The sequence below is a fragment of the Phycisphaerales bacterium genome, assembly GCA_029268515.1.
Classification (GTDB): domain Bacteria; phylum Planctomycetota; class Phycisphaerae; order Phycisphaerales; family SM1A02; genus JAQWNP01.
This window is the reverse complement of record JAQWNP010000006.1, coordinates 131,117-152,964: the sequence shown is the minus strand read 5'-3', so window position 1 is coordinate 152,964 and position 21,848 is coordinate 131,117. Positions and strand designations below refer to the sequence as shown.

Here is a 21,848-nt window from a genome sequence, read left to right as displayed (position 1 = left end):
TTTTACCACACGGTCTGTTTAGAATCAGTCTTGATGGAATTCAGTTGGTGCAGCCAAGCCAGTGAGTCCGTCAAAATTGATCCGAGGCAGTGCAGTTGGCCAGCTGCATCGCGTTTATAAGCACTCCCATCGCAGAGAATGGTCATCTCTCGCTTAGCGCGATGAGTGAGAACGGATGGCGGGGGGGTTGTTGTGAGAAGAACTCGAGCAGTATCTTTCACCTGAGTTGGGGTTGGATCGATGATTGCGGCACCACATCGGGTCATCCATGTATCGTAAAAAGCGTCAATGTGATCTACAGTGAACGAATCGCGGCGTATTCGTGGTACGACCCAAGGTGTTGGCCACCGTCCCACCGATGTTTGGCCAGAAAGAAGCTCATCAATATTGGCGAGCACTTCTTCAAAACGATCAACACCCATTGCTTTCCGGTAACCAACTTTTGTGTTGGCATTGAGATTGATAGAAATGACATCGACATCAGCTGCGAGTAGCCGCTTGGATGCGCCTGGTGGATCGAGTAGATCAGTGCATATATGAATGCCACCAACACCGGCCGCAACAGCCATGGCAATGACTGCTTCAAGATCTTCGAATAAGAGAGGGTCGCCCCGCCCATCAAGTGTCAGTTGAGTATCAGCTGGTGACTCCAATTGAGCAAAAATCCGCTCAGCGAGAGCCAGTGTGAGATCTGGCTGGAGTTGAAGTGCAGAAGTATCAGGATCATGCGGAATCTGAGTAGCTCGGCGCGTCGTGAGCTCAAGAATGACATGCTGTGGCTGACAGTGAACGACCATCTGATCTGCCTCAGTGAGTGCTGTTACGACTTGAAGTGGATCATCAATATCGATCGGTTGTGATAGTGCATGTTCAATAAGTGCTTTGCCTCGTGCCGTGTCATAACTAGCGCGAAGCAATGGGCGCCTGAGACGGTGATCTATTTGTACGTTTGCTGCTGAAGTAATTGGATCATGTCGAGGAGCAGCTGGCCGATACGCTAATAGTGAGCCAATTCCAACCCCCGTACGATTGGCATATTGGTCTAACAAATGAGTTGTGATAAGCGCATTCCCAAGGCCAGGAGGTGCTTGTGTAAAGACCAAAGGATTTTCTGTAGCATTGGATCGAAAGCGGTTCACGACAGCATCAATCCCAGATGTCTTTGATACGTCTACAAGTGGCCAACTGTAATTCACCAAAACGCCAGCATGAAGAGCATGTTTCTTCAGTGTCATGGACATCGCATCGACATGCAATAGTTCGTCGTAGATGGTATTTCCACCAAGCCCGCCTCGCCAGCACCAGTTGGCAAAGACACGAGCTGACTTAGTGCCCGCATCGATTTGCATTGGGGTTGTGACATGTTCAACCACAACTGGAACGTCAATGTTCTGAGTTGAAATGGTTTCATGAATAGGCAAGCCGGGATTAGAGATCACAATAATTTTATCAAGCTCGCTTGAACGTCCCAAGCGTTCCAGTGTCAATTGAAGTACGGGTTGGCCGTTAATCGCCTGGTCAAGATCTGCCTGATCTATGATTGGTATTAGCGCTGCCACAGAAGTGTGGTCAGTGTCCTCGGTATTGTTGGTCTGCATGGCTGGGCAAGCATTGTCTGTATAGGGCAGATCACTCTTAATACAAGCGATTGTATTTTGTATAAATGTCCAGAGTGTCTGGGCAGCTTCACGAAGCAACGCGACGTTAGCCTGGTCTCGTAGTAGCTGAGCTCGCTGGCATTGTAATGGCGAGCTTTGTTCCATAAGCGAAATTTTTCGATCTGCGCGCATGCGCTGCATCGCACCTAACTGATTAAGGTGGCTGAGTAGATCGAAAGCATGCTTTTGTGTCTCAATTGTCTTGCGAAGTTTGTTGAGTTGTGAGAAATGCACTTTCATACGCGCGGAGTCATCTTGATCGTTAAGCATTTGTTCAACGAGTGTGTGAGTTGAATCTGCGGTATCTCGTATTGTTATAAGATCGACGCTGAGTGACTTGAGTCGGTCAACTATTTTGGCGTTGTCAATGGGCTGCAATACAGGCGTTGGCTTTGGTCGTGGTGGATGATCGAGATTGGCGTGTTCATCTAAAACCTGTTGCAGTGGCTTGATGGTTGTGTGTTGTTTGAGTGCACCACCTTCAGTTGCATCAATAACGGTAATGCCTTGGCGCTCTGCATCCTCGAAAAGCCGTTCAAATTGATGTAAGTAGGCCAGCATTTGGCCATCTGTGTAAAGCGAGCCTCCATCGATACTTGGTATCTGGCTGAGGTGTTGGCGATGACGGGCAATTCGCTCCCACTCCATCATTTCAATGGTGTTGAACGTGTTGAGCTCAGGTGCCCACACATCATGTATCGCAGTACCGGGTGCGTAGTAGAGCCCATCCGTAAATCCCAAATCCTGCCCAATCATCGCAATTGGATTACATCCAAGAAACTTGGTTACAAGAAAAGCCAGATGTGCAACCGTCGCACTTGCTGGCAAAGAGCGGTGCCCTGGTGCGTCTTCTTGAAGGATTGCTTCAAGGAAGTTGCTCTTGAGTGATGTGATTGGACCTGGATAAGCCTCGGCTACACCGGGATGCACTTTTGGATCAATGATGAGCGTGACATCCTCGAGGTCCTCTGCAGGCAGATCTTCGTAAAACCGACGGGAGATTTCATGGTAATCCAGTGCAGTGACAAAATCAGGTCGGATACCAGCAGTGAGTAACGGCTTGAGCGCTGTTTGGACTGCTGTGATGACCAAACGGCTGCGCACCTCTTTGTTTTGTAAGAGCTCAATATTTTTGCGAAGGCTGGGGCCAGCAGATACGACAATGCCCAGGGTTCCGTTGGCTACATCAGCAAGATCTTCGATACTGTTTGCATTGGCATAACAAGCAATGTTGCCAAGTAGGTTTCTGGTTGTATCAACACTTTTAACCATCGTGGTCATAAGGGTGGTTCGAACAGTGCCAATATATTGTGTCATCATCGAAGTGAAGTGGAGTGTGTCAGTGCCAAGATGGGCACGACTTGAGGGGTGCTCAATAAAATTCACGCCTTGTCCGAGTATGCCATCAGCACCATGTAAAAGGCGGCCTAGTTCGCCGCGATCTTTTGCATTGTTGGCAAATAGTACGAGTGAATCTTTAAGCCATTGAGAATGATCAATTCGAGAGAAGACATCCCTCAAGAGTGAAAGGTCATTTTCAAATACAATAATGAGACCTTTTCGACCAAGTCGTTTTGCGAGCGCTTGGACATGGTATCCCAATCCAAAACCACATATGACGAAGGCGGCGTGTTCCGCTAAATCAACATCTTCAACGAACTGGGTCCCTTCCTTGACTGGATGATGTTGACTGGCAAGAAGGTGTCCCTGTCGCGTGGCCGTTAAATCGCCTTGTTTAGATTCATCAAAGACGAGGTGTTCACAAGGAGGCGACTGTGCAATAGCCTTGGCGATGTCGGCATTCCGGTCACCAAGACAAGCAAGGTTGGCAGCGAGCGTGTCATTGATCGTAGGCGGGGGCACTTTGACGACTTTCTGATGTCTAGGTAACGAGTCGCATAAGTTACGGTTGCACTGCAGTGATCAAGTCCAATGGTTTTGTGAGACGAGCATTGGAATCAGCATCTTCGAGAATAAGCCAGAGTGTGCCATCGTTTGCAGGAGTAAAACCACCCGGAACCAAAAGACGATGGTGTGTGATGCCGTGGGGTTCAAGTTGGAGAGACGTTGGGGCGATCTGTCTTAGTCCAGGCCCGGCAGTAGAAATTCGAACAGTTCTAAGGCTTGAAGATTGGTTGTCGAGTGATAACTGCACAGCCACATCGTTCATTTGGCCAATCACAGTATGCGTGGCGGCAGCGACACTGACATCAGGAAGACCTGTTCGGATAGGTAGCAATCGTTTTAGTTCATAATGTCGATCGGTTGTCAGGTCGGCACGCGCCTCTATGAGATGTGTTCCAGAGGTGACATTGACAGGGATGACGGCTTCGATCGGAATCGTGATTTCTTGTGCTGGAGACAGGTTAACAAAGCTTGTTCTCGGAGTGATACGCCATCCTGCAGGAGCTTCCAATTCAATTGAGGCAATGAGTGCTGTTTTCCAAGGGTTGCGAATGGTTAATTCCATCTCAGTGGCCCGATGAATTGCCGGCACAAAACTCGGTGTAAGAGCCATCGTTGCCACAAAATCCAGCAACGATGCATCGATACCTTCGATAAAGATCGGCTCTGGTCCAATCTCTACAAGATGAGCGCCATCGATCATCGGTACCGAAAAACGGTTGCCAAAGAGATCGGTGCTGGTCATATCGCCCATGCCTAATAACAATGAGACCGTCTGTCTGGACCATGGGTCATGCGTGTCTGTCCATAAAACTAAACACGCATCGGCTGGTGTCTGTCCCTGTAGAACCCATGCGTGAATACCATCAGCGAGATCTAACTGACCGGCGAAGATGCGATTTGTAAGTTGAGTAGCCAGCGTGCGCCAAACACAGAACGTGGCATCAGGTTGAGACATTTGACGCAGATTTGGTGCTGCTTTTGTCCAAGGCTGATCGAGCAGAATTGTCGCGGGGCCAAACCTCCACAGGTTCATGGTCAGTTGTGCAATCTGTGCGGGCTGCTGAATTCCATTGTTTGCTCGCACGCCGGGTGTCGTTGTTTCAATAAGAACCACCGCATCGGGTGCTTTTTCTTTCCACTGTGCGGCAATTTTACCAATGTCATTGGGATTGACACTTGAATCTAACGTCAAGGTTAAAGAGACCTGCTCTGGTAAATCAGGTAGGGCCAATGTTGCCGGCCATGGTAAGTACATCGTTGCATTGGGTATCAACCGATCCAGTCCTGTTGGCATATCTGGCAATGCGCCGTTATCGATATAGGCCATTGTTGCCCGCGGGCTATCTGATGCCCCGACCTGCCAACGAGTGCTTTCAATGCCAGCACTAATCATCAGATCGATGAGAAATGGTTCAGATGCTGCAAACCGCTCGGTGATTGCTTCAAAAACTTGATCTGTTTTCAATTGAAGGGAGCGCGCTAATGCGTCTGGTAATTCAGCGAGTACTAGCAAGAGCGTGTGTTGCCGCTCGATCAAAGTGTCCACTAACAGAATGGAGCCTTGTTCAGATGGAGCAATTGATGGCCAAATTGGGATCTGCACAGTCTTAACCGGTAGCTCATTGATAAGCGAAATAGCTGACTGTAGATACGACCGTTCTTGAGTATCTGTAAATGTTGAAGACCATGACACGCCGAGGCGATTGTTCTTTTCGTGGTCACTTATCGAAGGTAACCATGCCAGGTTAACAGTCTTCTGCGTGAGAATCCGGCCATGCTCATGGAGCTCAAGCGTTGCCTGAAACCACCCAAACCGAGAGAGCGGCAATGCGAGTGTGCGTGCAGGCGCATTGCCAAGATTCTCTAGTTCAATGGCCGCTAAAATCTGGCCTTGATGATCAGCGATACGAAGCACGCCATGAAGTGGTGTGGCCGACATATCTTCGACTTGGATCACCAGTTGTGGCTGCTCAGGGGCGAGCGAGATTCCGGTGGGTGTTAATGTTGATATTGAGACGCGAGGTTTCTGTTCAACAACCACATCGTCAAACCAAACCTGCCCACCAATGTCAGCGAGAACAGGTTCTTCAAAGCCTGAGTCGTCGCGAAGCAATTGAGCAGGTTGCAGGACTTGTAATTCTAGAACCAGGTCGATTGCGGCTGGATGATCGGTCGGGACAATGATCGAGGCAATTTCCCAATTTCCCTTGGTGATGATCAGCTCACTCTCTTGGTGTGTGCCAGGGATGGCGGTGCCTTTTTCATCAAGTAGCCATGCAACGACTCGAGCTCTGGAACGTTTGAGACCTTCTGTGCGTATGTGAGCACTGACGTGGTAGTCGGTGCCTGGCAATACCGGGCAGGCACCAGTCATGAGTCGTGCCGCCATTGAGTGACCATCAGGGCTAAAGGCCAGCGCATGGTGCCCGAGGTGGCTGGTCTGTTCAGTGATCTCAATACTTCCAAAGAGAGGGAACCCCTGAGCGCCAGCGCCTTGGTCTGGACCAGGGCGGAAGAAGAAATCGGGGAAGGCCACCGGCCGCTGGGCAGCTTCCTCAAAATCAAAGGTTCGGCTGCGGCGGATGGCTGGCTGGGCCGTTGAATCGACCCCGATTCCAGTCTGGGCTGATAGATCAGGGTTCAGGGCTGTGGTGGCCACCAGGGCGACGAGCAGAGAATTGAGGCAAAGGGCATACACACCATGATTATCGGTCGATTGCACAGCTCGCTACATGTTTGCCGATGAGACTTAGCTGGGCTGTGCTGGAGCAACGCTATCAGAGAAGTCAATCTGGCTTTTTGGCGCGTTATGAACCAGCAATGGACAGCCCATTATCAGGAAGGTGACTCATGTCTGCGCTTATTCGATGTACTTCAACCATTATTATTGCCTGCATCATTATTGGATTCGGTATCTGGTGGTTCCGTTATGACGCTCAGATGAAGCAGATCGAGGCACTCAACCAACAGAACCAATCGCTGAGTAGAGAGCTTGATCTACGGATCGAAATGATCGAAAGACTCAGCCGGCATGAGCGGTGCGGTGTGGTACAGATTCTCTCTCAGACCTATGACGAGTTCGATCAAGTCGATAGCACCACATTCCGCTTTATCGAGCTTGATGAAGATGGCAGCGAATTGGCTCGGCAGGAATTTACTGTTCCAAGCGATGTGATCTACATCGATACATGGACGGTCAAATTTGCCGAGGAAGCGGTTGCAACCGGCCATCCTCTACAGGGGCGCACCCTGATCTTGCTGCGGCGTGTTTTCTCGGACCAGATGGCACCGATTGAGGGACTCAGCATTGATACGCCCGGTGGTATTCCTCCTGCATATTCAGTGAGTGAATTGGGCACCTATCAGCAGGATATTTGGTCGCACTTTTGGCAATTGGCCACAGATGCTCGTATTGCTGCTGCGATGGGGGTACGTGTTGCTCAAGGCGAGGCTGCTTATAAGCGCGTACGGGCGGGCCAGGAGTACCAGTTGTCTGTTGATGCGGATGGTGGCATCAACTTAGTGCCAATGCTTGACGAGCCGGCACTGACTCATGCAGATGAGTAAAGGCATCTCACCCGACAAAAGGCTTCAAGTACTCAATGATGTGATCATTGAATGCAAACGGTGCCCTGAGCTCCGGTCTTACTGCACAGAGATTGGTCACACGAAGCGTCGAGCATATGCTGATTGTTCATATTGGTCTCGGCCTGTTCCTGGTTTTGGAGATCCAAGAGCCAACCTTCTGATCGTTGGTCTAGCGCCTGGTGCGCATGGCGCCAACCGAACTGGACGCGTCTTTACAGGTGATCGATCAGGAGACTTTCTTTTTGACGGCCTACACCGGGTGGGATTAGCCAATCAAGCCCACAGTGTTGATATCGATGATGGTCTCATTCTTAAGGATGTTTACATTGGTGTTGCTCTTCGCTGTGCGCCGCCGGGCAATAAGCCAACCAAAAACCAACTGGTTGCTTGTCAAGATTATTTATCAGAAGAGATTTCAATTCTGGCGCCGCGGGTGGTCCTTTGTCTCGGGGGAATTGCATTCAACACCATGCTCCGGTGGTGCCGAAGTCAGGAATTTGATGTTCCCAAGCCATCGCCCAAATTCGGTCATGGCGTTGAGGTCTCAGTGGGGGATCTCACGCTCCTGGGGTGCTACCACGTAAGTCAGCAGAATACATTTACAGGCCGGCTAACCCCTGCCATGCTCGATCAGGTCTTGGAGCAGGCCAAGAGCCTTGCCTTTGCATAAAGATTATGTGACTCCTCCGTCTAGAGGAGTATGATGCAACGTGATGCGAATATTCATTACTGGTGGAACTGGGCTCATTGGGCAGCGTGTGATTCGTGATCGTCTTGAACGAGGCGATCAGATCTTGGCGCTGACGCGTAATGAGGGTCGTGCGCGAAAAGCCCTGCAAGTCGATAATGCTTCAGCGCTTACCCTCATTGAAGGGTCTGTGACCAACAGTGGTGCCTGGAAAGAGTTGGTTTCAGGTTGTGATGCCGTTATTCATCTTGCTGGTGCCAACATTACGGGGCGTTGGACAAAGAAATACAAGAGTGAACTTTTTCGTTCGCGTATAGATTCCACAGCAGCAATTGTTGATGCGATTGAATCAGCATCTTCTCGCCCCAGTGTTCTCGTGAGCGCATCTGCGATCGGTTATTACGGACCAACGGGCGATGCCATTATTGATGAGCGTGCGCCTGTTGGAAAAGGTTTTCTACCAGAGCTCACCTCCAGTTGGGAGCGTGAGGCAACCCGCACAGATGCAGCAACACGTGTTGTTCTCTTGAGAATTGGACCTGTTCTTGATCGCAAGGGTGGCGTGCTTGGAAAAATGCTACTGCCGTTTAAACTTGGCCTGGGCGGAACACTCGGCCTTGGTAGGCAGTTCATGTCATGGATTCATCATAAAGATCTTGTCGGTCTCTTTGATATGGCGCTCAGTGATAGCACACTGTATGGCGCTATTAATGCAACCGCGCCAAATCCTGCGACCAATAAGTATTTTACCCAGTGCTTGGCGAAGGCGCTTCACCGCCCCGCGCTCTTCCCAATGCCACGAATTGTTCTTCGTGTTCTGATGGGTGAGGTTGCGAATCATGTCTTTGAAAGCCAGCGGGTTTTTCCAGCACGTGCGGAGCGTAGTGGGTATCAATTTGTTTTTCCTCATCTCAAGGAAGCAGTGGTTAATGCAGCTCGAAAGCTACCTGAGGAGAAAAGAGTAGGAATTTCTGTTTCCTCACCAGATGGTTCGGGGTACCCCACCAGCTCAACCATGCCCACACGGCCTATTAAGTTATTGGCTATACCGCTCAATGTGGGTCTACTTGGTGAAGATGGAACGGTGTCGAAGGAGACCATCGCAGCACTGCGAGAAGCGGAATATGCCGGTTGTCTGGTGGTAGCAGCCACCTCGCGATCACCACAAGCAGCACGTTGGGTGCTTGAGTCAGCTGGACTGCAATCAGTTGTCATCGCTTGCAACGGGGCAGTCATCTGGAGCATGAAGCGCGATGAGCCGCAATATCATGAACCACTCCATGGCCACATTGCGGCTCAAATTCTCGAAGATGTTCGCAAAGAAGATCGTGGTGTAATTGCATGCGTGGATGTGCTTAATCGCAGTTACGCCGATCTTATTGATGCCGAAATGCTTTCACCCGGCCGTTTAGCGGTGCTGCCAGAACATGTCAGTTCTTTTGAGACGATTTTCAAGAGCCCAATTACACGGCTCACGGTGCTCGGAGCTGAAGGGCGAATGCAGCATCTAGCAGAGATTATTTCAGAACGATTTTGGAAGACTCGAATGGTCGGTATGTTTCTTGATGATCCCACAACGATTCAGATGGTTCATCCGCTCGCAGATAAGGGAATTGCACTCCAACGTATCGCTGGCAGGCTGGGTTTACACCGAGATGAGGTGATGGCAATTGGCGGTCATGCCAACGACCAAGGCATGATGGATTGGGCAGGTTTCAGCGTCGCTATGGCTGATGGAATACATGCGGTGCGCGTTCTTGCGAATGCTGAGGTACCATCTAGAGCACACCACGGAGTTGTTAAGGCGATCCACGACTATGTCCTCTCACAGCGATAACACCATGAACAATGCTGGCTCAGAATCTCCAGCCGCGACCTTGTCAAAAGGGCACAACGCAAAGTCAAGCTTGAAGATCTGGCTTGATGGCGAGTTTTTAGACCATGAGAAGGCAGTGGTTTCTGTCTTTGATCATGGACTGCTGTATGGCGATGGCTGCTTCGAGGGTATTCGGATTTATAACGGTCGAATTTTTAAACTGCGCACACACCTGGAGCGTATGTTTCGTTCAGCAGAGCTTCTGCGACTAAAATCGCCTTATACGATCGATGAAATTGAAGCAGCCTGTCGTGAATCGGTTGTGGTGAACGAAATTGCCAACGGCTATATCCGACTGGTCTTTACACGTGGCGTTGGTGGACTTGGCCTCAATCCATTTCTTTGTGATAAGCCGACCGTCTTCATCATTTCTGACAGTATTCAGCTCTATCCAGCTGAGATGTATGAGACCGGCTTGCGAGTTGTCATGGCGGAGCGTCGTCGATTTCCAATCAATTGCTTAGATCCATCTATTAAGAGCCTCAACTACTTGAACAATATCATGGCCAAGGTGGAGGCAATCGATCAAGGTGTTTTAGAGGCAATCATGCTCAATAATGATGGGCATATTTCTGAGGGCACCGGCGATAATATTTTCATTGTAAAAGATAAAGCAATTCTTACGCCATCCACTGAAGCGGGAATCCTTCATGGCATTACGCGACAGTATGTCATGGAAGAACTTGCACCAGCAATCGGTTTTGAGGTGGAAGAACGGATGATGTACCCACAACACATTCTTGAAGCCGATGAGGTTTTTCTCACCGGCACCGCATGTGAGATCATTGGGGTAACACATCTTGATGATCAAGAAATTGGGGCAGGTCAAGTTGGCCCTATTACGAAATCACTCGAAGCCGAGTTTCGTAAGCGTGTAGAAAATAACGCCCCTGAAGATTAGCTCGGTCAACTTCTTAAAAGATTAGGTGTTGAGATGCGCAACGTGACGTTATGGATTGTTGTTGGATCCGCTATTGCTGGCGCGGCGATTGGCATTGTGGGTATTCTTGCGGGTGATTGGTCTAGTGCGGGCCTACAACTCATAGGCTCGTGTGTGACGATCTTCATTGCCGCTAGCCTGGCTTTTCTCTGTGTTTTAGTGCTCGATCGAGGCATTTTGTCGAGCTTGATGTGGCTCGGTATCGGCGCCTGTTGGCTTTCCGCTCTCTTATGGCTGTTCTTTATCTGGTTTGCGGAGCAACTGTTCTCACGTGGTGAAGTGGGTGACTATCTCCTGGTTGTTGGGATCGTGAACACACTTGCCGCATGGTCAACCTACTTCGGTCTTATGTATTGGCTGCCAGTCACCACTGGATCGTTAAGATCATTACGAAGGGTGACTTTGAGTTTGGCATCAAGTTTCGCTTGCATACTTATCATTCTCTATGTGTTGGGCCTTTCTCGCTTTAGTTCTGAGTGGTTTGAAGTATTGAGTCGTGTGTTAGGCATTATTGGTATTGCGGGATTTGGCCTGACGATTGTGACGGTTGTGTTGACATTTGTTGTTCGGGCTCGGGAGAAAACAAATCGCGACACGATGTCAGAACGATTCATCGTGGAAATTGTTTGCCCACGCTGTGATACGAGCAACAAACTCAAAAGAGGAACCGGCAAGTGTTCCAAATGCTCACTTCGTATTCGTGTTGAAATTGAAGAGCCACGTTGTAGCTGCGGCTACTCGGTTTATCGACTGGCAAGTGATCGCTGCCCAGAGTGCGGTAGAGCAATACCGCCAGGAGACCGTTGGTTTCCAGATCTGGCCGATATAGCACCTCAAATACAGGCTTAAGAAACAGTCTGAGATTCAATCGTCAAATCAACATCTGCATTTTGTGGGATGTCTGTGCTTTTAGACTGTTTGTGTAGGCTCTGAGCGCGGAACTTCGACCAGTCTTTCACAGAGAGATCTGGTGAGCTTTCCCCGTCATGCACTTTGAGTAGTTGGTAGGCATTGTTGCGTTGCACTGGCGTGAAGCCAGAATCACGAATCAACCTGCATAACAGCGGTTCATTGAGGCAGTAGGTTGTGCCCGCAGCACTGACAACGTTCTCTTCCATCATGACTGAGCCCATGTCGTTGGCGCCAAAGTTGAGAGCGATTTGACCAACCAGTGGGCCCATCGTGACCCAGCTGGAGCCGATCGAATAGATGTTGTCGAGGTAGAGGCGGCTGATCGCCTGGGTTCGTAAATACGCGGTTGAACCTGCCGTACGTACGCGACGGCCAAACTCGGGATGATCTTTTTTATTCCCATTCCCATCGAGTCGAGCAACGATATCGCCGGGAAATGGTGTATCGAGATCATCTTTCTCACCATCACCCCATTCTTTGCAGCGGCCCAGTGGGGTATTTTCACGTTGGAATGGCCATGAGATGAAAGCCATATAGCGCCCACCGCCAGAAAGTCCCAGATCACCGATGGCATCGTCTTGCCAGGATCGCACCAGTTCCATGTGGTGGATCCGATCCGCATGGCCTTCGATATGCCCAAACATCATTGTGGCTGAGGTATTCATGCCCAGTTCGTGGGCCACGCGCATCGTGGTGAGCCAAGCTTCGGCATCGCATTTGCCTAAACCAATTTTACGTCGCACAGGGTCTGCAAAGATCTCACCGCCACCACCAGGCAAAGAGTCAAGTCCGGCTTCACGAAGCTGTGACATGACGTGCATTAATTTGTCTTTGAGTGTGGCACCAGGCGGATCAAAAAAGTGTACGAATTCGATAAATTCTGGTGGGCTAAAAGCGTGCACATGAACTTGAGGGTAGCGTTCTTTGAATTGCTGCAAGAGATCGATGTACCAACTCAGTGACAGATCTGGGTTCATCCCACCTTGCATAAGTACTTGTGTGCCACCGATATCGACAAGCTCATCGACTTTCGCAAAGAGTGCCTCTTGATCGAGTGTGTATGCGTCGTCTTCTGTTCCGTCTCGGCGAAAGGCGCAGAAGGTACATTTTGCTGTACAAACATTGGTGTAATTGATATTCCGATCGATGACATAAGATCGCAGCGTTGGGCCATGGAGGTGCCGACAGCGAGCATCTGCCCAAGCGCCTAGTTCATCCAATGGCATCTGTGTAAACAGCGTCAGGCCTTGCTCTGGCGTTAGACGCACTTGACCTGCCACTACCTCATTGAGGAAGCCGGTGTCGAAAGGATCAGCTTGGGGTAAGGTTCCCGGAGTCATGTCGTATCATGATAGCACCCCACGGCGAGCCACCTATTTGGTCTCGAAGATACGCTGTGTAGAGCCACCGGGGCCAATCGGGACCCTGACAGAGCTGCAGCATCTTGGGCAGTGTCCAACATAAGCGCTTTGTTCATGATTGCGGTAGATTCGCGCGTACGCGTGGCAACATCGAAAGTGGATCATCAGATGGGCTCGTGGAGCCATATTGGCTTTTGGCACCTTGTGATTTGGCAGCGGAGGCATGGTTCCTGTATCGGACGAAACCAAGAACAAGCTTCAGCTTGTCGCTCGACAGGCGCTTTCGATCAAAAGTAACCGTGTGCTTGCTTGCTCCAGTCTGGAATGGAGCGACGTTGTGTGTTGTTGTGCTTGCTTAGGGTCACTCATGAGTGGCAAATTGATTCGAACGTTCCATGCGGCCGATCGAATGGCCGTCTCTGCCATTGCCGCAGCAATTGCGAGATCACTCATCATGTGCCTATTCGCTTCTGGAAGCAATGCTTCGAGTGAGACCAGTATTTCCAGAGTAAGATCAATTAATTGGCAGGGGGCTTCAATTGCAGCGGCAACCGCGTTGTCCCACCCTTCGATACGACTGGGATCATTTTTTGGCTTTTTCCACAATTCGTTGAGCTGGCTGTAGGCCCGTTGATCTTCTTCCGCCAAGTCCAGGCTTCGGCGCCGCGCTCTGATAAATCGGTGATGAGAGCGTTCAAGCTCTGAATCAGATGCATGTGGTGAGTCAGCAGGCTTTGAATAAGCGACCACCATTGATGCCAAGCTGGCCGCCAACGCACTGGTATAACCAGCGACAGCGCCACCTCCTGGTGTTGGAGATCGCTCAGCGATGGAGTCAAGTAGCGATTCGATCGTTTGCGTTTCTGCATTCACAGGAAATGGCCTTGTTATGAACCAGCTCTAATCTCAGCGTTTAGCTGTGATTGGAGTGTCTCGGTAGCCTGCTGGGCAAGCGGTTCTATCTCATTGTGCGTCAGGGTTCGGTCGGCGGCGCGGAAACGCAATCTCATCGTGACCGACTTCATGCCCTGATCAATGGGTTTGCCTCGGAAGACCTCTACAAAATCAATGACTTCCAGATCAGCCAGCCCGAGGCTTGTGATCGCATTGTGAATTGACAGCCATGGTGTGTTCTCTGCAACGATCGCAGAGATATCTCGTTCAATGGCAGGAAAATGAGGCAGTGGTATCACCTGATCAACAGGTGGAAACTGGTCATACAGACGGGGTAATTCCAACTCGGCGGCAAGCAGCGGTGTATCAATACCCCACGTGCTTTTGGTCAACTGCTGATTAAGGAGGCCGAGGTGCCCCATTTCTTGTCCATTAATGAGGACCTTACTTGCAGGATTTAAGTAGGGGACTTCAGCAGCCGGTTGATCAAGCACTTGAATCTCTACGCATCCCGCAGCGCCAAGAAGCGTGTGAGCAAGGTGATCAATGACGCCACGCAGCTCACGTGGACTTTGATTGGGATCAGTCATGTCAAAGAGCAGGCTCAGGCACTGACGTTCGTGGTGTTGCTCGCTGTCACGCCAAAATACAGAGCCACTCTCAAAGAGTCGCAACTCACTGACACCAGCATCTTGATTCGTTGCGCGCACTCGAAGCAGGCTCGGCAGCATTGATGGTCTTAATGCTGAGGCTGCCTTGGCTCTTTCGTCCTCGACTTCCATAAGCGTTGCACCGGCACTCAAAAACGGTGTGCCAGCATCGCGAGGTAACAAGGTATGCGTAATGATTTCGAGAAAGTCCATGCCCACAAGCGCATTATGCACCGCAGTACGCCCAGACTCTCGGCTGACTGGTGGCGCTGGTCGCAGTGCGATGGTGTCGGTGACTGGGATCTTGTCGAAACCGTGCATACGGGCCACTTCTTCAATCAAGTCAATTTCACAGTTCACATCAAGTCGGTGGCTTGGAGCAGTGACAGAGATCACGCCATCCTGAAGTTGGGGCAAGAAACCTAAGCGATCGAGCGATTCGCACATCTCCTGATCAGAAATTTCAACGCCAATAACATGTCGACAATGACCGCAGTTCATCGTGGCTGTTGGCTGATCAGTAATTGGTAGCCCCTCAGCAACAACACCTTTGAGCAAAGTGCCGCCAGCGATTTCAAGTATGAGTTGTGTGAGGCGATCAGCTGCGAACTGAATGGTGGCCGCTGGAACACCGCGTTCAAAGCGATAACTAGAGTCGCTGGCGATGTTATGCCGTCGGCTGGTATTACGAACAGCAATGGGATCGAATGTTGCAGCTTCGATCAGAATATCAGTAGTGGTTTCGGTGACAGCCGTCTCTGCGCCGCCTTTGACACCAGCCATCGCAACAGCGCGCTTCGCATCTGCAATGACAAGATCGTCGGTCGTTAGCTTGACAGGCATCGCACCTTCGCCAATTGGTAGGAACGATTCATTCTGAGTGGCTTGTCTGATGATGATCTTCGAATCGGTCAGTTTTTTTAGATCGAAGACATGCGTAGGCTGACCTAACTCAAAGAGCACGAAGTTTGTGGCATCAACAATATTGTTTCGTGGAATATCACCTCGAGCTTCTAATCGCTTGGCAAGCCAATCGGGTGATGGGGCAACCTTGACGCCGGTGATGACGCGAGCGGTGTACAGTGGACAGCCTTCTGGCTGATCATTGCGAATAGAGATCGCTTTGGCGACGGGACCGCCCTTGGTTTGAAAATCTACTTTTGGTAAAACCAGCTGGCGTTGAGACAAGGCCGCAATCTCTCGGGCCATACCAATATGACAGTTCACGTCGCCTCGATTTGAAGTCATTTCAAAATCATGGCGTACATCATCATGAAGCACTGGTTCTGAACCTTCATGAGGAAAGCCCGCCCGTGTCATGAGATCAGCCTGCTCCTCGGAGGTGGCAGCAGGGTCGAGATAGTCATTGAGCCAATGGGTTGTTGCGTACATGGGTTGCGCAGCCTAACCGCCAGTGGGCATGCAGACAAAATTTTATGCCGATCAGGAGTGGTCCCAAGAGGCTTTGGGACATTAAGAGTGCCTGCATTGGGGGCCATGATGGCCACTTTACGATGTGGATGAGCATCTTCTGGCCCGCTGGATTTCAGAGAATCCCGTACACTCAGGCCATGAGAGTACTTGGGATACTGATTTGCCTGACCCTGAAAGCCACGCTCTGTGGGTGCGCCGCAAGTCAGGACATCTCGAATGACCCACTTGCCGTGGTGCCTGGCGATCTCACAGTGAATATTGCCGTGGTGCCTGGCCCTGATGCGCCCGTCAGTCCCAAGGCCCATCTACAGCGTGGGCGATTTATCGTCTTTCCTGATGGATCACTTCGATACGGTGGCCATGATGACTTCCCGGTCCGTTGGATGCCTCCATTAGTGCGTCGTCTTTCTAGGGTTCAAATGGCGGCGATTTGGAATGACCTTGTGAACACGGGACTGGGCAACCCAGACAATGGCGCGCCCCCGGTGAATATGCATCTTCAGACACCACCTAAAAAAGGTTGGTTGTATATGGTCGAAATCAATGCCGATGGAAGAACGTGGCAGTTTATTGAGCCAGTCAAAAATGTTGATGAATTGAATCCTGCGATCTATCAACTGGTGCGAGATCTTGCGGCACTTTCTTGGGCCTCTGATTTGGCAGAAGATGAATTGATCACCATACCCAAGCGGTACGATCACGGACCTGATCCTTACGCTCAGTATCGCGAGTAATAACAATGAGAATGACAGAGTTTGTAGTCGATAAGCGACGTAGTCTTAGCGGTGCCGTGGTTGGATTGTTTTTAACTTTTGGCTTACTTTTTGGTTGCGCAGGATCTGGTTCAGGGTCGGGTGCTACAAGTGGAACGCGAACAGGTGGCCTTAATCTTGAATTGACAGTGCGTGGGCCCGATGGTGAACGAGCTCAGTACGTACTACAAGAAGAGGGCGTCCTGAGCTTCTCTGGTGGTCGTGACATGGTCCTCGGTCAGGTTACTTGGACGGGAGACCTCTCTGATGATGAAATCGGAAAAGTGTTGGACACAATTCAGAGCGTTGGTTGGTTAGAGGTGAAGCCTGCATCCATGCCGGACAGCGATGAATATGTCTACACCATCGATTTGGAGAGCCCCAAACAGACGGCATCTTGGACAATCACGGGTGACAGCCCCTATGTAAGGCCTGTGTATGTTGTTCTTGACCAAGTCTCTCGGAAGCGCTTTGATAGTTATGTTGATCGATTGCCAAAGCCCAGCCTTGATGAGCACATGGAAGAGATTGCTCGGCAGGGTGCTGAGGGAGCCACAAAAACGGAGCCATAGATTGTGTTAGAGCGCATGGTTAATAAAAAAGCAGCGGGGCAGATGACTTCAGCGGTTCGCCACGGCTTTACGATGCTGGGCCTCTTAATAACGATGGCCTGCATCATTGGTCTCTTTGTGATTCTTGCTTCTTCAATCAACAAGCGTGTGACTGGTGAAGGGAACACGCGCGAGGGGACCATCAACTCATTCCAAGACCAAATGAATCTCAACACGATTCATAAAGGTATGACCATGGCCGCGCTGGGTAATGATGGCGACTATCTGATTCCCAGTAAAGTTGCTCGTAGTCGAGATTGGTCACTCAACACAACTGCAAATCTGTACGCAATGTTGATACACCAGCGATGGATTGCAGCTGAGCATCTCATATCACCAAATGACTACGGAAATGTCGAGCTTTATAACGGTATGGCTGAATACAGTAATCCTCAACGAGGTGACTCAAACGTACCTTGGAGCACTGCTTTCAAGGCAGATCTTTCGCGGGAGTCAAATACGTCCTACGCCCACATGCCTTTGATTGGTGATCGATTTGATCAGCGATGGAATAACAAACGGGCGCAGCGTTTTCCATTGTTTGGCACACGAGGCCCACTTGATGGTCGGCCTAATCCAGACAGTTATACGTATGGCGCTGATGGCACTTGGGCTGGTTGGGTGGTGATGGCCGATGGCTCAATTCAACACATCTCCAGTTTCTCGCCGCCCAGTGTTGGCTATTCAGGCATGAACGGGCCGGGTAGCGACAATATCTATGCGATGGAAGAAGGCATCTATGGCGGGGATGCAATTTTGACCTTCACCAAGTCAATCTCTGAGGACGACCTAGAGATTCAGCACGACTAGCGAGCGCTTTTCGCGCCGCATCGTAAAAAGGTCTATTTGGCTGCATTTCTGGACATCTAGCAATGGGCTGGCTCGGATTCGAACCGAGGACCGAACGATTATGAGTCGTTAGCTCTAACCGCTGAGCTACCAGCCCGGTGTCAGTATTCTAGCAGCGACTGCGTGCGTACCGAGCGGCCCCGGCGGGAGCGGGAGCAGAATCTGACGTACACTGCCGATTGTCCGGTGTTCCTGTCGTATTCCCGACTCCTAAAGCTGTCTTTATCGAGCCAACCGCGCGTGGTACCCACCATATTTGCCATCTGCCTTGGTCTATTCTTGATCGGCCTCATTGTGGTCATGATCACAGTGATCGTACGTGATGGGACGACTGGGCATTGGTGCCGACACTGCAATGGTCCCATCCCCGATCACCTCGCAGAAAAGTGCCCTTTATGCGGCAAGACGCTTGAGCGTCATTTTGTTATCCATAAGAGATCTCCTAAGCCATTTCCGATTTGGTCGAAAGTGGTGTTGTGGACCTGCTTGCTTCCTTTACCAGCAGCGGTGGCCTCGGAAATTTTGGTTCGGATCATCGATGAGCTAGAAGTGACTGCAACGCAGTTCGTACCGAACTCTGGCGCCTTTGAGTCAATTACATTGAACCCAGTTGTCTCACGTGACGACGGTGAAATGAAAGTACGTCTGACGCTGGTCAATAAGCAGGGCATTTCACAGCACCTGGATATTCGACCTGACAATAAGATGTACGAGACCTTTGCTGCAGATGGAAAAATAACCAAGCACACTGGTCAGATAACTGATGCTTTGCTTTCGAAGTGGATGTCAGGGCATGGGGTCGATCTAAAAACCAAGGGTGTCACTGTTGAAATAAAGTTACTTATTAAGCAGATCGATCTGGATCTTGCCGGCAAAGAACAGACAGCGGACTGGCCCGGTCGCATTACCAAATACAAAGTCAAGGGAGAGGTCCGTACATGGGCGCCTCTCTTGCTGGGTTTGGGGTGGGCTGCAATTTGGCTCCTGGGTTGTATCAGTCTGATTCGCGGCCCCACACGCCACTGTCAGGTGGCCTTTGAAGCAGCGGTTGCCAGAGAAAAAACGGACGAAGTGCTTTGATAACCTGTTCAGCATGTTTTTTAGTTTGATGCAAGCATTCGTGATTTGTCGCGTTAGCCAACCGCCACCATTGACTTTGGATTGAACAAAATATGATTCAACTCACAGCCGCCATTATGACCCTCAGCATCGCACCGCTTTTGGCGCAGGTGTCTCCTGTATTCGATTTGTCACCAACGGCTCAAACAAGAGAGGCGTTGCACATTTTGGGCCCAGTCTTAACGATGCGTGAGAGTGTTGCGATCTCCAGTTCATCGCTGCCGTTGCCTGCTCGATTCGCAAGGCCACATGTGGAGCGCATCTTGCGCTTCGATGATCAGGGGCGGCTTGCAATGGTGACCACGTATACCTTTAACAAAGTTAATGATTCGTACGTCTATGGCTATGACGATGAAGGACGAATGATTGAATACCTGTCTTTTGAGCAGGAAGACACGCCTCCACAAAGAGCCGAATTTCAATATGACAAAGAAGGCCGACTTGTCCGTCAGGTCTATACGAATATTGAAGGGCAGCGCCAGACACGTCGCACACAATACAGCTCAAGCGGTGATACAGAAATGGTGTTGATGCGTAATCGTGATGAAGAGGTTGCGATCGCAAAACGAATGATGCCAGAGGAAGACGGTGGCTGGCGGGTCATGTCTTTTGTAAGTGATGCAGATGAACCGGTGTTGATTAAAGTCGAGCGAATGAATCAAGATGGCCAAGCTCTGGCATCAATTTGGTATGACGCGGCGCAAGAAGTGACGGGCCGTTCACAAGCAATGTACGACGATGATGGACGTATGCTGATGCTTAAGGTGCTTGACGGTTCAGACAAATTGCTCCGTTCGGAAACGTGGACCTACGATCAGCTGGGGCGACCTCAGACGTATCATCGAGATGAAGGTGAGAAAGCGACGCACACGGCCTATACCTACGAACTGGATGAAGCAGGTAACTGGGTCAAGCGAACAGCACTGACACAGATCACAGACAAAAGTGATGTTTCAAATCAGATTGGGCAGGAAGAGGTCATCACCTTCCGTGAGTTTGAGTATGGACAAGATTGATCTCCAAGAAAATTTTTCCGAGAGCAGGCGGTAAGAATATCAGTGTAAGTATTAGATGTTGTTAGATTTTTTTAGGTTGCATCCTCTGCATAACAACTGAATATTCTGCAATTCACTGCTGCCCCCTTTGGAAAAAGGAATGATGTGATCAAATTCCAGGTAGTGTGTAGAGGAGCAATCGGCACACTTTCCACCATAGTCTGTCCATATACGTTGCCTTACATCATTGGAGATGTGGCGTGTGGGTCTCGTTACTAGATCATCTTGAATAGCCTGAGGTACTCGGCCTTTAGCTAGATGGATGGCCATTTGAACTACTTGCTTTAATATCTCGATTTGCTCGTGAATATAGAACCTTCTAGAGCCATGATTCTCTCCAAATGTGAAACCATTTTGGTGCTTAGAGAATCGCAGAACGCTTCTCAACGAAATAACTTTTTGGATGTCGTCCTCCCAAGAGTAAAAGATCAAACGCCTGTCGGTGACAAACGCTGAGCCGTTGTATTCATTGGTTCGAGGTCCGGACTTAAGCTTTCTATGGTGATGCATCGTGCACTCAAAGTGGGCATGAACGACTTCCGAAGGATTGAATTCAATATCCTCATCTTCAGTTATATCTTCCCGCGGTATTGAGGGCAGTATTCCATCTACTATCTGAGATATAGTCGTTAGCTCATCGATAGCTGTAGTCGCATAACCGCGCATGGTGGAGCTAAGTGAAAATGTATCAAGAACCCAATTGATGCAATCTTCTTCATGCATCGAAAGTTTATCGTCGGCTTTCGCATCAATAATGATGTGTTCTAGTAACTTTTCGCCATAAGGCTCTGCAATAGACCTAAGAGAAGCAGAATCAATTCCGAGCGAGATTGCGGTGTTCTCTATTTCTCGCCAACTTTGTTCTAAGTCAACAATGCGATTTGATGATTGTTGAATTAGTTTGTCAAGTGGGTGCTCAAAAACATCAGCTCCATTTGTTTGTAGATGTTTTTTGACCAGTGCGCCAAGATCTTGATTCATAGCGGAAGAAATGCCAGCTAAAAGGTTTCTTTCTTTGAGGCTGACTTGACCATCTTCAAGTGTTTTACGCAGTACAAATGTAAATAAACTTGTTAGTTTTTCTTCCCTAATCAATCGACAATCTTCGGCAGGTATTGGTATGCGCGACTCTAGCCATGATAGGTAGTCTCTTTCATTTGAGGCTAATACGCCATCTTTCCAAACTCGATCGACTGCACGCTCGTAGACAATATGTGCAAGTACGGTGTGTTCTGCCTTGCGGGCCCCTAACTGTTTGCATGCGGCATTCCAGTCAAAGGAATGTTGTTGCTGTCGAATAAAAGATTCAATAGTTGATGCCCCTGCATTGATTCCCGGATCACTCTTGAGGTCAACGAGACTATTAAATGTTTGTTTTAGGTTTTTGAGTACTCCAGGTTTCTTCTGTTTCATCAGACTATTCCTTACTCTTGGTACAGTAAGTTGCCATGCCTCATCTAACAGGCATAATAAGTGCCTGTTAGTCAGCAGCATAACCGTCGATCGCGAGGTTAGCCTGAAAACCGCATTTTTTCACCTTCCGTGAGTTTGAG

The 21,848-nt window shown here is 49.8% G+C and carries 16 protein-coding genes and 1 tRNA gene; 10 read left to right on the top strand and 7 right to left on the bottom strand.

What is annotated here, in order from left to right; genetic code table 11:
• Positions 1-2 precede the first annotated feature (2 nt).
• Together P8J86_03525 and P8J86_03520 are read right to left on the bottom strand one after the other, a co-directional pair.
• Complete coding sequence (locus P8J86_03525; GenBank protein ID MDG2053756.1) at positions 3-3,521, bottom strand: DUF115 domain-containing protein; 3,519 nt, start codon at positions 3,519-3,521, stop codon at positions 3-5.
• Between the two features lie 40 nt (positions 3,522-3,561).
• Positions 3,562-6,288 carry a hypothetical protein gene (locus tag P8J86_03520; protein MDG2053755.1) on the bottom strand — a complete coding sequence of 909 codons (2,727 nt, stop codon included), beginning with the start codon at positions 6,286-6,288 and terminating at the stop codon, positions 3,562-3,564.
• A 128-nt stretch (positions 6,289-6,416) separates the two neighbouring features.
• Between P8J86_03520 and P8J86_03515 the strand changes: the two genes are divergently transcribed.
• The 5 genes from P8J86_03515 to P8J86_03495 are packed head-to-tail and all read left to right on the top strand — an operon-like array spanning position 6,417 to position 11,507.
• Complete coding sequence (locus P8J86_03515) at positions 6,417-7,133, top strand: hypothetical protein (GenBank protein ID MDG2053754.1); 717 nt, start codon at positions 6,417-6,419, stop codon at positions 7,131-7,133.
• Positions 7,126-7,824, top strand: coding sequence for a uracil-DNA glycosylase (locus tag P8J86_03510; GenBank protein MDG2053753.1), 699 nt, complete (start codon positions 7,126-7,128; stop codon positions 7,822-7,824). The genes P8J86_03515 and P8J86_03510 overlap by 8 nt, the downstream gene beginning before the upstream one ends.
• Before the next feature lie 43 nt (positions 7,825-7,867).
• On the top strand, positions 7,868-9,679 hold the full coding sequence (locus P8J86_03505; protein MDG2053752.1) for a TIGR01777 family oxidoreductase: 1,812 nt from the start codon (positions 7,868-7,870) through the stop codon (positions 9,677-9,679).
• Positions 9,660-10,619, top strand: a complete 960-nt coding sequence (gene ilvE / locus P8J86_03500) for a branched-chain-amino-acid transaminase (GenBank protein MDG2053751.1) — start codon at positions 9,660-9,662, stop codon at positions 10,617-10,619. The genes P8J86_03505 and ilvE overlap by 20 nt, the downstream gene beginning before the upstream one ends.
• A gap of 33 nt (positions 10,620-10,652) precedes the next feature.
• Complete coding sequence (locus P8J86_03495; protein ID MDG2053750.1) at positions 10,653-11,507, top strand: hypothetical protein; 855 nt, start codon at positions 10,653-10,655, stop codon at positions 11,505-11,507.
• On the opposite strand, the gene P8J86_03490 is transcribed toward P8J86_03495, so the two are convergent.
• The 3 genes from P8J86_03490 to pheT all read right to left on the bottom strand — a co-directional run bounded on the left by P8J86_03490 (position 11,504) and on the right by pheT (position 15,867).
• Positions 11,504-12,910, bottom strand: a complete 1,407-nt coding sequence (locus tag P8J86_03490; protein MDG2053749.1) for a radical SAM protein — start codon at positions 12,908-12,910, stop codon at positions 11,504-11,506. The genes P8J86_03495 and P8J86_03490 overlap by 4 nt on opposite strands.
• A 279-nt stretch (positions 12,911-13,189) precedes the next feature.
• A complete protein-coding gene (locus P8J86_03485) occupies positions 13,190-13,804 on the bottom strand; it encodes a cyclodeaminase/cyclohydrolase family protein (GenBank protein ID MDG2053748.1) in 615 nt (204 codons plus the stop codon).
• Positions 13,805-13,818: 14 nt separating this feature from the next.
• Positions 13,819-15,867 carry a phenylalanine--tRNA ligase subunit beta gene (pheT, locus tag P8J86_03480; GenBank protein MDG2053747.1) on the bottom strand — a complete coding sequence of 683 codons (2,049 nt, stop codon included), beginning with the start codon at positions 15,865-15,867 and terminating at the stop codon, positions 13,819-13,821.
• Between the two features lie 179 nt (positions 15,868-16,046).
• Between pheT and P8J86_03475 the strand changes: the two genes are divergently transcribed.
• Genes P8J86_03475 through P8J86_03465 form a run of 3 tightly spaced genes read left to right on the top strand, consistent with a single transcriptional unit; the run spans position 16,047 to position 18,082 of the window.
• Positions 16,047-16,643, top strand: coding sequence for a hypothetical protein (locus tag P8J86_03475; GenBank protein MDG2053746.1), 597 nt, complete (start codon positions 16,047-16,049; stop codon positions 16,641-16,643).
• Positions 16,644-16,648: 5 nt separating this feature from the next.
• Positions 16,649-17,233, top strand: a complete 585-nt coding sequence (locus tag P8J86_03470; GenBank protein MDG2053745.1) for a hypothetical protein — start codon at positions 16,649-16,651, stop codon at positions 17,231-17,233.
• Positions 17,234-17,236: 3 nt separating this feature from the next.
• Positions 17,237-18,082 (top strand): hypothetical protein, encoded by an 846-nt coding sequence (locus P8J86_03465; GenBank protein ID MDG2053744.1) that lies wholly within the window; start codon positions 17,237-17,239, stop codon positions 18,080-18,082.
• Positions 18,083-18,145: 63 nt separating this feature from the next.
• Here P8J86_03465 and P8J86_03460 read toward each other — a convergent pair.
• Positions 18,146-18,218: transfer RNA gene (locus P8J86_03460), tRNA-Ile, on the bottom strand.
• 143 nt (positions 18,219-18,361) lie between these two features.
• On the opposite strand from P8J86_03460, the gene P8J86_03455 reads away from it, so the two are divergent.
• Positions 18,362-19,201, top strand: coding sequence for a hypothetical protein (locus tag P8J86_03455; GenBank protein ID MDG2053743.1), 840 nt, complete (start codon positions 18,362-18,364; stop codon positions 19,199-19,201).
• Positions 19,202-19,293: 92 nt separating this feature from the next.
• Positions 19,294-20,256: a hypothetical protein gene (locus P8J86_03450; GenBank protein ID MDG2053742.1), complete on the top strand. Its 963-nt coding sequence runs from the start codon at positions 19,294-19,296 to the stop codon at positions 20,254-20,256.
• A 51-nt stretch (positions 20,257-20,307) separates the two neighbouring features.
• Here P8J86_03450 and P8J86_03445 read toward each other — a convergent pair whose 3' ends face one another.
• Positions 20,308-21,708, bottom strand: coding sequence for an HNH endonuclease (locus tag P8J86_03445; GenBank protein MDG2053741.1), 1,401 nt, complete (start codon positions 21,706-21,708; stop codon positions 20,308-20,310).
• Between the last annotated feature and the right edge of the window lie 140 nt (positions 21,709-21,848).

Excerpts from the sequence above, each read along its gene's own strand:
- P8J86_03475 (MDG2053746.1), top strand. The coding sequence starts at position 16,047 with ATGAGAGTACTTGGGATACTGATTTGCCTGACCCTGAAAGCCACGCTC.
- P8J86_03445 (MDG2053741.1), bottom strand. The coding sequence starts at position 21,708 with ATGAAACAGAAGAAACCTGGAGTACTCAAAAACCTAAAACAAACATTT.
- P8J86_03510 (MDG2053753.1), top strand. The coding sequence starts at position 7,126 with ATGAGTAAAGGCATCTCACCCGACAAAAGGCTTCAAGTACTCAATGAT.
- P8J86_03495 (MDG2053750.1), top strand. The coding sequence starts at position 10,653 with ATGCGCAACGTGACGTTATGGATTGTTGTTGGATCCGCTATTGCTGGC.
- ilvE (MDG2053751.1), top strand. The coding sequence starts at position 9,660 with ATGTCCTCTCACAGCGATAACACCATGAACAATGCTGGCTCAGAATCT.
- P8J86_03515 (MDG2053754.1), top strand. The coding sequence starts at position 6,417 with ATGTCTGCGCTTATTCGATGTACTTCAACCATTATTATTGCCTGCATC.
- P8J86_03470 (MDG2053745.1), top strand. The coding sequence starts at position 16,649 with ATGAGAATGACAGAGTTTGTAGTCGATAAGCGACGTAGTCTTAGCGGT.
- P8J86_03505 (MDG2053752.1), top strand. The coding sequence starts at position 7,868 with ATGCGAATATTCATTACTGGTGGAACTGGGCTCATTGGGCAGCGTGTG.
- P8J86_03450 (MDG2053742.1), top strand. The coding sequence starts at position 19,294 with ATGATTCAACTCACAGCCGCCATTATGACCCTCAGCATCGCACCGCTT.
- P8J86_03490 (MDG2053749.1), bottom strand. The coding sequence starts at position 12,910 with ATGACTCCGGGAACCTTACCCCAAGCTGATCCTTTCGACACCGGCTTC.
- pheT (MDG2053747.1), bottom strand. The coding sequence starts at position 15,867 with ATGTACGCAACAACCCATTGGCTCAATGACTATCTCGACCCTGCTGCC.